Below are 13,301 nucleotides of genomic sequence, written 5' to 3'. Positions count from 1 at the left end.
TTGCATTCCAAAAAATACAGAACGGGATAATAGAATGGAGACAAAATCTGATGACAAAGGGGCTGAACGCCCCTTTAGCCTTTAAAACCGTGCGCTCAGCCCGGCGTTATAAGAGGTTTGTTCACCGGAATCCAGCCCGGTGGTTTGCGAGATCGCAGCAAAAGCCGAAATACTGTGGGTGATCTGCACGTTGAGGCCAGCGGTCATATCAACCCAGTCGTCGTCCTGCTCGCCGGTGGTACGGCTGAAGCGGGTGCGGGTGGATTTGATCGCGCCGGTGGTGCTGTAAGTTTTATCGCCAAACTGACGGTCATAGGTCACCTGCGCATACGGATTGACGATGCCCAGTTCGGCATTCAGACGCCAGCCCAGCGCGCCGATTTGTGAATGGGAAGTCTGATCACCAAAACGCATCGAGGTGCTGTTGTTGCCTTTTTCACTGTAGGCTTCCACGCTGCTGTAATCCCAGCTGTACTGCGCCACCGGCCCGGTTTTCAGCACCGGTAAAACCGGGAAATCCCAGCCTGCGGTCACGCGCCAGCCCATCTGTTTACCGTCCGTTTCACCGCGCTCGGTGCGGGTAGCGGGGCCGAGGGTGATGCTGCGTTTGATATCATCATAATTAAGCGAACCGTAGTGCATATCGCCGTTGATCCAGCCGTTTTCGGCGATTTTGATGCCGGTGAACACCGTCGCCATTTTGCCGCGCGTGCGGTAGCTGTAATGGTCGCTCGGATCATCCTTATCATCAGATCCGGAAAGCATCAGCCCCATCATCCAGCGATCGGCAAACTGGTAATCCATACCGATATTCAGTGAGTTAGACGTCAGATCGCCATCGCCCAGACCGAGTGACGGATTGAATTTGCTGTCCGAACTTTGTCCGGCATATCCCCCGAACATGCCGAAGGTTCCGGCGTCGTTGTCCTGCGTGCGCAATTGCTGGTAACGGCTGTCGAGCAACCCTTGTGTATTCCGCGCCAGTGCCAGCGAACCCTGACTCAGCGCGGAAACTTCCAGCGGGCCATCAAGTACTGACTGCATATATTGCGCAATCAGCGCGTGCGCCTGAGGTGTCGGGTGGAAATGGTCGGAAAACAGGAAGGCTTTGCTGGCGTCGAAGCCCGGCAGATCCGAGGTACATTCCGAGGCGGATGTGCCGACCGGACAGGCGATACCGGCGGTATTGGCGAAACCGTACAGCGCCGGATCGGCCACCACCTCGTTGAACAATCCGTTAATGTCCACACGCGCAATATTGCCGCCGGTTCTGGCCAGCGCGATATCTTCGGTGGTGTTGTAAGTGTCCGTCAGGCCGCCCGCGACGCCTTTCAGGGCGTCATACGCCGCCGCCAGCCCTTTGGCGAGGGTCTCCTGAATCAGCGGGATGTTTGAACCTTCCGTGGCGGCCGCCGCCAGCGCATTATGGATGGCTTCGGTACGCGCATCGGCGTCCGGCGTATTTTGCGCATTCAGATACTGGTAGGCCGCTTCCAGCGCCTGTTGCTGCACCGGCAACAATCCGACCTGGATCACGCCTTCCATCAGCACCGGCGTCAGGCCGATATTCGGCACTGTCGGCACGACGACCGTGCCTGCCCCGGCTTTCAGTAAATCATTCACCTGCGAGGCGGCCTGCGTCGCGCTGTTGGTGGCGATTTCCACCGCGGTGATCGGGTTAAGGCTCAGCGCCGCCGCCGCCAGATCATTGCCGCCAATCCAGTGAATATACAGCCCGTTTGGATCGGCTTTGCCGCCGGTCGAAGCCAGATAAGCTTGTACCTGCGCCTGCGTGGTGTAGTCGGAATCCAGCCCCGGTACCGCGACGCCGCCGCCTTCGGCATAGTTCAGGCCGCCTTTTGAGGAAGGGGTTAAGGTTGTGCCGATATTGCCCGCGAGGATTTCGTCATAGAGCTGATGCGAACTGCTGTCGAACGTCCAGCGGCCAATATTGCCGGTGTCACTCAGGCTGTCGCCGAAAACATAAAGCTGATCAAAAGCCTGTGCGGGAGCCTGTAACCCCAGACACAACGCCACAGCAAAAGCGCCTTTCGTGAGGCGCAAAACGGAACTCTTTCTGCCTGCCATAAATGTGATTTCCCTAAAATATGGACGTTTCAACGCTATGATTAAACGTAAGGAATGCGTAATGATTGGCTTTAAATATTGTTCAGATCCGACCAGCGTCAAGGCGGGGGTGTGTAAATTGCGACGTTGCAGAGTTATCCGAGAACCCACACACTGAGGCCCGCGCAGTTAAGCCGTTTACAAGGACAACCCCATGGCGACCACCCGATGCAGCTGGGTTTCGAAAGAACCGATTTATCTCGAGTACCACGATAAGGAATGGGGCGTCCCCATCAAAGATGGCCGCACGCTGTTTGAAATGTTGTGCCTGGAAGGCCAGCAGGCCGGTCTGTCGTGGATCACCGTGTTGAGAAAACGCGACAGCTATCGCCAGAATTTCCACCACTTTGACCCGGTGCGCATCGCGAAAATGACCGATGACGATGTCGAGCGTCTGGTGCTCGATGCGGGCATCATCCGTCACCGTGGCAAAATCAAAGCCATTATCGGCAACGCGCAGGCGTATCTGGCGATGCAGGCCAGCGGCGAAGACTTTGCAGAATTCATCTGGAGCTTTGTCGGGCATCAACCGGTCATCAATACTCCGCTCGGCCCGGAAGGCGTTCCGGCGACCACTGCGGTGTCCGATGCCATGTCGAAGGCGCTGAAGAAGAAAGGGTTTAAATTTATCGGCTCGACGATTTGTTATGCCTTTATGCAGGCCGCAGGGCTGGTGAACGATCATCAGTCTTATTGCTTCTGCCATCCGGCGAATCAGCCGTCATGATCCGCGCTGCGCGGCCCGGCGATACCGACGCCATTCTTATGCTCTGGCTGCGCAGTTCATTACTTTCCCATGCTTTTATTGCTGAATCCTACTGGATTGAAAGCCTGCAAATGGTCAGGGAAGAATTTCTGCCCAAAGCCAGAACCTGGGTTGATTGCGACGAAAATGATCAGGTTTGTGGCTTTATCAGCGTGCTGAATCAGCAGTTTATCGGCGCGCTGTTTGTGGAAGCCTCGCATTACGGTGACGGCACCGCGCAGCGCCTGATGGCGGCGGCCAAAGAGGAATATCCGGTGCTGTTGCTGGAGGTGTATCAGCAAAACGACCGCGCGGTGGCGTTCTATCGCAAGGAAAAGTTTGAAGTCACTGCCAGCACCCGCCATCCCGGCACTGACATGCCCACGTATATTCTGCGCTGGTATCGTCCCCTTTCTGAATAAGTTCTGAAAATCCGTAAAAAGACAAAAACGGATATCCGGAATTCTCCTACTGCTTAACGCCCCGAAATTGCGCATAAAGAGCGCCGGAACGCCGCAGGACTGATGTCCTCCCGTTGCATTTGTTTATGTTTTGACACCTTTTTCTGTGCAACTTGTCGGAAAGCGCACAGTCATAATGCAGCGGTGAAGTTCTGAATAATAAACATCCTGAAGGAAATAAGATGAGCAAAAGATTACTTGTGGTTGCGGGCGTACTTTGCGTCACGATTGGCCTGTCTGCCTGTACCACTAACCCTTACACCGGCGAATCAGAAGCAGGGAAATCCGGCATTGGCGCCGGTATTGGTGCCGCGCTCGGCGCAGGCGTCGGTATGCTGTCTTCTTCTAAACACGATCGCGGCAAAGGCGCGCTGATCGGCGCGGCGGCAGGCGCTGCACTGGGTGGCGGTGCGGGCTATTACATGGATGTGCAGGAATCTAAACTGCGCGACAAAATGAAAGGCACCGGCGTCAGCGTGACCCGTCAGGGCGATAACATCGTGCTGAACATGCCAAACAACGTGACCTTCGACACCAACAGCAGCACGCTGAAACCGGCAGGCGCGAACACGCTGACCGGCGTGGCGATGGTGCTGAAAGAGTATCCGAAAACCGCCGTTAACGTGGTCGGTTACACCGACAGCACCGGCACCCGCGCGCTGAACATGAAACTGTCACAGCAACGTGCGGACGGCGTGGGCAGCGCACTGATCACTCAGGGTGTTGAAGGCAGCCGTGTTCATACCACCGGTGCAGGCCCGGATAATCCGATCGCCAGCAACAGCACGGAAGCCGGTAAAGCGCAGAACCGCCGCGTGGAAATCACGCTGAGTCCGTTGCAGTAAAAATCTGAAACGCTGTAATACCCCTGATAACAGCGGGGCCACATGGCCCCGTTTTGTTTGGCTTGTGATATTCTCCCGCAACGTGTCTTCTCAACTGCGTTACGGGTGTCAGTATGTCTCTGAAAGCTATCGCGAAAGATCTCGGTATTTCCGTGACCACCGTCAGCCGTGCGCTGAACGGTTACGATGACGTTTCAGCAGACACCCGCGCACGGGTTCAGGCCGCCGCCCGGCTTCGCGGTTATCGCCCGAATACCCTCGCCCGCCGGTTAAAAATGGGTAAGATCGACGCCGTTGGTCTCATTTTCCCCTTCACTTCCCATCCGTTAAGCAACTCTGCGTTTATCGAAATGGTCGGCTGCATCACCCGCGAACTGGCCAAATATGAAATCGATTTACTGCTGGTACCGGATGAATTAGGCACCTTTTCCTGGCGGCGTCTTATCGAAAGCAAACGCGTCGATGCCATGCTGGTGGCGCATACGCTGGATAACGATCCGCGCCTGCTGGATTTGCAGCAGCGTCATTTCCCGTTTCTGGCGCTCGGTCGCAGCGGCTGTCTGACGCAGGATTACGCCTGGTTTGATTTCGATAACCGCGCCGGTATGCAGATGGCAGTCGATCATCTTGCCGCACTCGGCCATCAGCGCATCGCGTTTCTCGGCGAGAACAATCAGCAGTCCTTTATCGGACAGCGTTATCAGGGTTATCTCGACGGATTGCAGGCAAACGGTCTGACGCAAGTTCCGGATTACATTCACAAAATCAGCCCCAGCCGTCGCGCCGGATATCAGACCACGCAGGCGTTGCTGGCTTTACCGGTGCCGCCTACGGCGATAGTCTGCGACTGCAATATGCACGGCGAAGGCGCGGCGCTGGCGTTGCACGAAGCCGGTCTGTTGCTCAGCGGCGGCGTGTCGCTGATTATTTTTGACGGATTGCCGTCCGACAGCGTGCCCGATGTCGCCGTGACCGCCGTCCGGCAGGGCACCCGCGAAGCGGTCGGGCTGCAAATTGCCACCATGACTCTCGCGCTGATCCGCAATGAACCGCTGACGGATTTACAGGTGCTCTGGCAGCCGGAATTACAGGCAGGCGTCACCGTACATCCACCACGCTGATATTTCCCCTTCCGGTTATTTTTCCACCCTATATCACAAATCTGACGATTCACATTTCCCATCCGAAACGTTTCGGATCAATAGTTACACCATCAAATCGCGTTTTTTGCAGGCGCGTTTCTTCTGACGGAGTCGTGAAACTATGGAAAACCAGATCGTCCATTTAACCGCCGCGCACACCAGCCTGATCGTCCGCTGCACGCCGTTCGCCGAAATCCTTTACTGGGGAAAGCGCCTCAGCCAGTTTTCAGCAGATGACCTGATTTCCCTGAGCCGCGCGGTACCGAACGGCCGCATTGATGTCGACGCGCCGGTGAATGTCAGTGCCGATACCGGGCGCGGCTCTTTTGGCACGCCGGGCATGGAAGGCCATCGCGACGGGCTGGACTGGTCGCCGGTGTTCAATACCACGCAGGTGAAGCACGAGGGAAATCAGCTCATCATCACCACCGAAGACGCGATTGCCGGGCTGCAATTTCGCAGTGAATTGCGCCTCGACGACAGCGGCGTGTTGCAGGCGCGCAACAGCCTGACCAACCTCAAACCCGGGTCCTATCAGGTAACGCGGCTGGCCGTCACGCTGCCGCTGCCGGAGCGTGCCGGTGAAGTGATGGCGTTTCATGGCCGCTGGATCAAAGAATTCCAGCCGCACCGCACGCAGCTTGATCACGGCGGCATCATTCAGGAAAACCGCCGTGGCAAAACCTCTTCCGAATATTTCCCTGCGATGATGATCGGTCATCCGGGTTTCAGTGAGGAACAGGGTGAAGTCTGGGGCCTGCATCTGGGCTGGAGCGGCAACCACCGCCTGCGCGCCGACATCAAAGTGGATGGCCGCCGTCTGGTGCAGGCCGAAGCCCTGTATTTCCCCGGCGAACAACGTCTTGAGCAAGGCGAAACGCTGGAAACACCGTGGCTGTACGCCAGTTATTCCGCCAGCGGCCTGAACCGCATGAGTCAGCAATTCCACCGCTTTGTGCGTGAACAGATTTTGCGTTTCCCGACAGAAAAACCACGACCAGTGCATCTCAATACCTGGGAAGGGATTTATTTCGATCACGATCCCGGCTACATCATGCAGATGGCGACTGAATCTGCCGCGTTAGGCGTGGAACGCTTCATTATCGACGACGGCTGGTTCCGGGGTCGCGACCATGACCGCGCCGCACTCGGTGACTGGTATCTCGACGAGAAGAAATACCCGAATGGCCTGAAACCGGTGATCGACCACGTCAAAAAACTCGGCATGGAATTCGGTATCTGGGTCGAACCGGAAATGATTAACCCGGATTCTGATTTATACCGCGCGCACCCGGACTGGCTGCTGGCATTGCCGGGCTATCAGCAACCGAGCGGGCGTCATCAGTTTGTGCTCGATCTGAACAATCCGCAGGTGTTTGATTATCTGGTGGAACGCATGAGCTGGCTGCTCGGCGAGCACGATGTGGATTATGTGAAATGGGACATGAACCGCGAAATCGTTCAGCCGGGACACCAAGGCCGCGCGGCGCTGACAGCGCAAACGCAGCAGTTTTACCGTTTGCTCGATGTGCTGGGCGAACGCTTCCCGCAGATCGAGTTTGAATCCTGCGCCTCCGGCGGCGGCCGTATTGATTTCGAGGTGCTCAAACGCAGTCACCGGTTCTGGACGTCGGACAATAACGACGCGCTGGAGCGGCAGAAAATTCAGCGCGGCATGAGCTATTTCTTCCCGCCGGAAGTGATGGGATCGCACATCGGCAACAAGTTGTGCCACGCCACCTCGCGCCAGCACAGCATCGAATTCCGTGGCCTGACCGCCCTGTTCGGCCACATGGGCATTGAACTGGATCCGGTGAAAGAAGGCGATGCGGAACGCGCCGGTTTCGCCAAATACACCCGCCTGCATCAGCAGTTACGCCCTTTATTGCACAGCGGCGATGTTTACCGCGTGGATACCCATGACGGGACGGTGCTGATTAACGGCGTGGTCAGTGAAAACGCCGACAGCGCAGTATTTCTGGTCAGTCAGCTGGCGATGCCGACCTGGTCGTTACCCGGTGTGTTACGGGTGCCGGGGCTGAAACCTGATGCGCGTTATCGCGTGACGGTGCTGGATGAACCGCCATTGCTGGCCGGCGGCGGCAGCGGTCACACCATGCGGGTGCAACCGGCATGGCTGCATGAATCTCCGGTGCTGAGCGGCGAATGGCTGGCCAATGCCGGGCTGACCCTGCCGGTACTGGATCCGGAAAGTGCCCTGCTGCTGGGCTTCGAAGAAATCAGATAACAACAAAAAAACGCCGGTGCGACAGTGCCGGTTTTCATGGTTTCGGCAAGGAAATCACTATGAACCCTACACAAACTTCCGATCGTTGCTTCTATAAAAAAAATACTAACTTCTGGATATTTGGCAGCTACTTCTTCCTCTATTTCTTCATTATGGCGACCTGTTATCCGTTTTTACCGATCTGGCTTTCTGACGTGATCGGCCTTAGTAAAACGGAAACCGGCATCGTGTTTTCCAGCATGTCGCTGTTTGCCATTCTGTTTCAGCCGATTTTCGGCATCATTTCCGACAAACTCGGCCTGAAGAAACACCTGCTGTGGATCATCGCGGTGCTGCTGTTCCTGTTTGCGCCGTTCTTCATTTACGTTTTCGCCCCGTTGTTAAAACTCAATATCGTGCTCGGCGCCATTCTTGGCGGCGCGTATATCGGGTTCGTGTTTGCGGGCGGTTCAGGCGCCACGGAGGCGTATATCGAAAGGGTCAGCCGTAACAGTTCGTTTGAATACGGCAAGGCGCGGATGTTCGGCTGCTTCGGCTGGGGAATTTGCGCCTCGACGGCGGGCGTGCTGTTTAACATCAATCCGGACATCGTGTTCTGGATGGGGTCCGGCGCGGCGATCATTTTGATGATTTTGCTGCTGATTGCCCGTCCGCAGGAAAATAAAAATGCGCAGGTTCTGGATAAACTCGGTGCCAATCAGCCGCAATTCTCGCTGAAAACGGCGGCTTTGTTACTGAAAGAACGCAAACTGTGGATGCTGATTTTGTATGTGATCGGCGTGGCCTGTGTGTATGACGTGTTTGATCAGCAATTCGCGACATTCTTCAAAACCTTCTTCGCGTCTCCGCAGCAGGGCACGGAAATGTTCGGTTATGTCACCACGGCGGGCGAGCTGTGTAACGCGCTGATCATGTTCTGTTCGCCGTGGATCATTAACCGCATCGGCGCGAAAAATACGCTGCTGCTGGCGGGCACCATTATGTCGATCCGTATCGTCGGCTCGTCCTTTGCCACCACGGCGATTGAAGTCATTCTGCTGAAAATGCTGCACGCGCTGGAAGTGCCATTCCTGCTGGTCGGCGTGTTCAAATACATCACGCAGATTTTTGATGTCCGGTTCTCGGCGACCATTTATCTGATCGGATTTAACTTTGCCAAACAGCTGGCTGCGATTTTCCTCTCGGCGTTCGCGGGCAATTTGTATGACCGTATCGGCTTCAGCGATACCTATCTGATCCTCGGCGGTATTGCCTTTGGCGTGACGATCATTTCGGCGTTTACCCTGAGCAGCAGGCCGAAGGTAGAGGTGGTCCCGGTGGTGCAAACGGCAGAAGGATTGCGCTGACTTACGGGATGCAGCCTTTCGGCACTCTGTGCTAGTCTCCGTGGGACAAGCATGAGGGGAGAAAGGCTGTGAGCAAAAAACAGGAACCGGGCGCGGCTGTCCGCGCCACGATACGTGACGTTGCCAGCGCCGCGAAAACCGGTAAAACCAGCGTGTCACGCTATCTCAACGGTGAAAAACACCTGCTGTCCGATGACCTGAAAGAGCGCATCGGACGGGCCATCTCCCTGCTGGATTATCAGCCGAGCCAGATGGCGCGCAGCCTGAAAAGCGGCCAGACGCGTCTGATCGGGCTGATCCTCGCTGATATCACCAACCCCTATTCTGTCGATGTGATGCGCGGCGTTGAAGCCGCCTGCCGTCAGGAAGGGCTGACCCTGCTGGTGTGTAACACCAACAACGAGCTGGATCAGGAAAAGCATTACCTGCAACTGCTCAGCAGTTATCGCGTGGATGGCATGGTGGTGAACGCCGTGGGCATGCGCGAAGCGGCGATTTCCACGCTGCAACAGGCCAATTTACCGATGGTGCTGATCGACCGCAAAGTGGCGAATTTCGCCTGTGACGTCATCGGGTTGAATAACGCCGAAGCCACGCAGATGATGACCGGTCATCTTCTGCAACAGGGTTTTGAAGCCCTGCTGTTCATCAGCGAACCCGCCACCATCAATACCCGTTTCGACCGCTTACACGCCTTCCTGAAATGTATGCAGCAGTCCCCGCAACATATTGCCGAACAAGGCGAAATCGAGCTGAGCAATACCGAAGGGCTGGATACGCTGCTGAAGGATTTTGTCGCGCGCCATGCGGATAAGCATAAAGCCGTGATGTGCGTGAACGGTGCGCTGACGTTACAGGTAGCGCGCGCCATGCAGCGGCTGAATCTGCGCTGGGGGCCGGATATCGGTTTATCCGGTTTCGACGAACTGGTGTGGGCGGATCTGGCGGGCGTCGGGATCACCACGCTCAGGCAACCGACCTACGAGATGGGCGTGGCGGCACTGCGTCAGCTGGTGACGCGGATCCAGGGCAATACCGAACCGGTCACCGATCTGGAGTTTTCCGGCGAGCTGATGGCGCGCGGTTCCACGGCTGCCCGCTGAGCCTTTTCCTTCCTGTTATCTCCCCGTTCTTCGTGAGCGGGATCATATTTTTGTGCTTTTGTCCTGTCACATGGAACCGGTTCCAATTAGCGTGTATAAAACGAAACAAAACGTTAACAACGGCACGGCCCGTCATTTGTTCCACTAAAATGAGGTTTCGGAAATGATCGCCCGCGCCGCATTTTACGCAGCGCCCTCACAGGATAAACGTTCATGAAAAGAGAAGTCGTCATTGTCACCGCCGCTTACGGAAACAGCGTCGTCAACGCCCTTGGCGGACAGGCGGAAGTCCTGCCGATCATCGCAGAAGCGAAGGCCGACGGTGTGGAAATCCGCCGTGAATTGTTCTCTCCCGCCGATCTGGATTCCCTGCCTGCGCTGGCCGAAAAAATTCAGCAGAACGGTTTATTTGCCGTGTACTCCGTGCCTTTTGCCCTGTTTGCGCCGGGTGGCAAGCTTAATCCTGATGCACCACACTATTTCGAAGAGGCGCGCAGGCTGAATGCCCGCACCATCAAGTTTTCCCTTGGCGAATTTGAGCCGGGCGAAGACCTGACGCCGCTGAAAGTCTTGCTGGCATCCAGTCCGGTAAAGCTGGTGGTTGAGAATGACCAGACGCCGGAATACGGCATTCTGTCGCGCATTAATGCGTTTATGTTTGCCGCAGAATCACTGCATCTGCCACTGAGCATGACGTTCGACATGGCCAACTGGCTGTGGGTCGGACAGGATCCGGCAGTGGCCGCTGAGCGCCTGGCGCGACATGTAGGGTATGTGCATGTTAAAGCAGCGGAACAACGGGCCGGGAAATGGCATGCCGTCGCACTCGATAACAGCGATGGCAGCTGGGAACCTTTATTGAAAAGCCTGCCTCAGGATGTTCCACGCGGTATCGAATTCCCGCTTGAGGGTGATGATCTGACCGCGGTGACGCGCCATTACGTCGAACTGTTACGTCAGTAAGCGCCGTCGGGACCGTGCTGATGCACTATCAGGAGAAACAGTTATGAGCCAGTCCAGGATCGCCACCCGCCGCTGGTGGTACATCATGCCGATCGTGTTCATCACTTACAGTCTGGCGTATGTCGACCGCTCAAACTTCAGTTTCGCTTCGGCGGCCGGTATCAACGATGATCTTCATATCACCAAAGGCATGTCGTCCCTGCTGGGCGCGCTGTTTTTCTTAGGGTATTTCTTCTTCCAGATCCCCGGCACAATTTACGCCGAACGCCGCAGTGTCAGGAAACTGATTTTCTGGTGTTTGTTATTGTGGGGCGGATTCGCCTCGCTGACCGGCGTGGTGACGAACATTCCGATGCTGGCGGCGATCCGCTTTGCGCTCGGCGTGGTGGAAGCCGCGGTGATGCCCGCCATGCTGGTGTACATCAGTAACTGGTTCACCAAATCCGAACGCTCGCGCGCCAATACCTTTCTGATCCTCGGCAATCCGGTGACGGTGTTGTGGATGTCGGTGCTTTCCGGCTATCTGATCAAATCTTTTGGCTGGCGCGAGATGTTTATCTTCGAAGGCATTCCGGCGGTGATCTGGGCCGTTATCTGGTGGTTCACCGTCAAGGATAAGCCGGAACAGGTCGGCTGGCTGAGCGATCAGGAGAAACAGGCGCTGGCCGCACAGCTGGAAAAAGAGCAGAAAGACATTCAGGCGGTGGGCGGTTACCGGGAAGCCTTCCGCTCGCGCAATGTGGTGATGCTTTGCCTGCAATATTTCTTCTGGAGCATTGGCGTGTATGGCTTCGTGCTCTGGCTGCCGTCGATTTTGCGCGACGGAAAATCAATGGGCATGGTCGAAGCGGGCTGGTTATCTTCCGCCCCTTATCTGGCCGCCACTATCGCCATGATCCTGGTGTCCTGGGCATCGGACAAAATGCAAAACCGTAAGTTGTTTGTCTGGCCGTTATTGCTGGTCGGCGCGCTGGCATTCTTTGGTTCATGGGCCGCTGGCACAAACAATTTCTGGCTTTCGTACAGTTTACTGGTCATTGCCGCTGCGGCAATGTATGCCCCGTACGGGCCGTTTTTTGCCATCATTCCTGAAATGCTGCCGAAAAATGTCTCCGGTGGCGCAATGGCATTGATCAACAGTCTGGGCGCGCTGGGCTCGTTTTTTGGTTCCTGGTTTGTCGGTTATCTCAACGGCAACACAGGCAGCCCGGCAGCCTCCTTCATTTTCATGGCCGTGTCGTTACTGGTTTCCGCAGGCTTAACCCTGCTGGTGAGACCGCGAAAGGCCAACATTCAGCCGAAAGAAGTTTCCTTAACCCAAGGGAGTAAGTCATGAAGCCGTCTATTGTTTTATATAAAAAATTACCCGCAGATCTGCATCAGCGTCTCGAAGAGCATTTCACCATCACTGAATTTGATGGCATCACGGATAAAAACCGCGCTCAGGTGTTTGATGCACTGCAAAATGCGGAAGGGTTGCTGGGTTCGGGCGGAAAAGTGGATAAGGAACTGTTTGACCATGCGCCACGTCTGCGCGCCGTTTCGACCATTTCCGTCGGCTACGATAACTTTGACGTGGCAGAACTGACCCGCCGCGAAATCCCGATGATGCACACGCCGACGGCGCTGACCGATACCGTCGCCGATACCGTGATGGCGCTGGTGCTGTCCACCGCGCGTCGGGTGGTGAATGTGGCCGGGCGTGTAAAAGCCGGTGAATGGAACGATAACATTGGTGCGGACTGGTTCGGCACTGATGTTCACCATAAAACCATGGGCATCGTCGGCATGGGACGTATCGGTCTGGCGCTGGCACAACGCGCGCATTTCGGCTTCGACATGCCGATTTTGTACAATGCACGCAGCCAGCATAAAGAAGCGGAAGAGAAGTTTGGCGCGCGTAAATGCGAGCTGGATGAACTGCTGAAAGAGTCTGATTTCGTCTGTATCTTGCTGCCAATGACCGAACAAACGTTCCATCTGATTGGCAAAGAGCAACTGGCGAAAATGAAATCCAGCGCCATTCTGGTCAGCGCCGGACGTGGTCCGGTGATTGATGAACCGGCCCTGATTGAGGCGCTGAAAAACGGCACCATTTATGGCGCTGGCATGGATGTGTTTGAAACCGAGCCACTACCGAAAGATTCTCCGCTGCTGAGCCTGCCGAACGTGGTGGCCCTGCCGCATATCGGTTCTGCGACCCATGAAACCCGTTACGACATGGCAGCCTGTGCCGTGGACAATCTGATCGCAGCACTCAAGGGTGACGTGAAACAGTTCTGCGTTAACCCGGAAGTCCTGAAGAAATAAGCGACAGGGGT

Annotated in this window: 11 protein-coding genes; 10 read left to right on the top strand and 1 reads right to left on the bottom strand. The window is 56.0% G+C overall.

Annotated elements, in window-relative coordinates:
* Positions 1-81 precede the first annotated feature (81 nt).
* Positions 82-2,088: an autotransporter outer membrane beta-barrel domain-containing protein gene (locus EYY67_RS14095; protein WP_095924010.1), complete on the bottom strand. Its 2,007-nt coding sequence runs from the start codon at positions 2,086-2,088 to the stop codon at positions 82-84.
* A 193-nt stretch (positions 2,089-2,281) separates the two neighbouring features.
* Between EYY67_RS14095 and EYY67_RS14090 the strand changes: the two genes are divergently transcribed.
* The 10 genes from EYY67_RS14090 (at position 2,282) to ghrB (ending at position 13,290) form a co-directional block, all read left to right on the top strand.
* Positions 2,282-2,854, top strand: a complete 573-nt coding sequence (locus EYY67_RS14090; RefSeq protein WP_095924011.1) for a DNA-3-methyladenine glycosylase I — start codon at positions 2,282-2,284, stop codon at positions 2,852-2,854.
* Positions 2,851-3,294, top strand: a complete 444-nt coding sequence (locus tag EYY67_RS14085) for an N-acetyltransferase (protein ID WP_095924012.1) — start codon at positions 2,851-2,853, stop codon at positions 3,292-3,294. The genes EYY67_RS14090 and EYY67_RS14085 overlap by 4 nt, the downstream gene beginning before the upstream one ends.
* A gap of 221 nt (positions 3,295-3,515) precedes the next feature.
* A complete protein-coding gene (locus tag EYY67_RS14080; protein WP_095924013.1) occupies positions 3,516-4,178 on the top strand; it encodes an OmpA family lipoprotein in 663 nt (220 codons plus the stop codon).
* 113 nt (positions 4,179-4,291) lie between these two features.
* Positions 4,292-5,299, top strand: coding sequence for a LacI family DNA-binding transcriptional regulator (locus EYY67_RS14075; protein ID WP_095924014.1), 1,008 nt, complete (start codon positions 4,292-4,294; stop codon positions 5,297-5,299).
* Positions 5,300-5,441: 142 nt separating this feature from the next.
* Positions 5,442-7,568, top strand: a complete 2,127-nt coding sequence (locus tag EYY67_RS14070) for an alpha-galactosidase (protein WP_131693753.1) — start codon at positions 5,442-5,444, stop codon at positions 7,566-7,568.
* A gap of 59 nt (positions 7,569-7,627) precedes the next feature.
* On the top strand, positions 7,628-8,914 hold the full coding sequence (locus tag EYY67_RS14065) for an MFS transporter (protein ID WP_131693752.1): 1,287 nt from the start codon (positions 7,628-7,630) through the stop codon (positions 8,912-8,914).
* A 68-nt stretch (positions 8,915-8,982) separates the two neighbouring features.
* Positions 8,983-10,017 carry a LacI family DNA-binding transcriptional regulator gene (locus EYY67_RS14060; RefSeq protein ID WP_131693751.1) on the top strand — a complete coding sequence of 345 codons (1,035 nt, stop codon included), beginning with the start codon at positions 8,983-8,985 and terminating at the stop codon, positions 10,015-10,017.
* 213 nt (positions 10,018-10,230) lie between these two features.
* The gene (locus tag EYY67_RS14055; protein WP_095924018.1) at positions 10,231-10,980 is read left to right on the top strand and encodes a sugar phosphate isomerase/epimerase family protein; all 750 of its coding nucleotides are present in this window, start codon (positions 10,231-10,233) and stop codon (positions 10,978-10,980) included.
* 43 nt (positions 10,981-11,023) lie between these two features.
* Positions 11,024-12,316, top strand: coding sequence for an MFS transporter (locus EYY67_RS14050; RefSeq protein ID WP_095924019.1), 1,293 nt, complete (start codon positions 11,024-11,026; stop codon positions 12,314-12,316).
* Positions 12,313-13,290 (top strand): glyoxylate/hydroxypyruvate reductase GhrB, encoded by a 978-nt coding sequence (ghrB, locus tag EYY67_RS14045; protein ID WP_131693750.1) that lies wholly within the window; start codon positions 12,313-12,315, stop codon positions 13,288-13,290. Before EYY67_RS14050 ends, ghrB begins: the two co-directional genes overlap by 4 nt.
* Positions 13,291-13,301: the final 11 nt, after the last annotated feature.

The sequence above is a fragment of the Rahnella victoriana genome (assembly GCF_004330295.1).
Lineage (GTDB): Bacteria > Pseudomonadota > Gammaproteobacteria > Enterobacterales > Enterobacteriaceae > Rahnella > Rahnella victoriana.
Note: the sequence above shows the minus strand (reverse complement) of the source record. Positions and strands in the feature narration are given on the sequence as shown.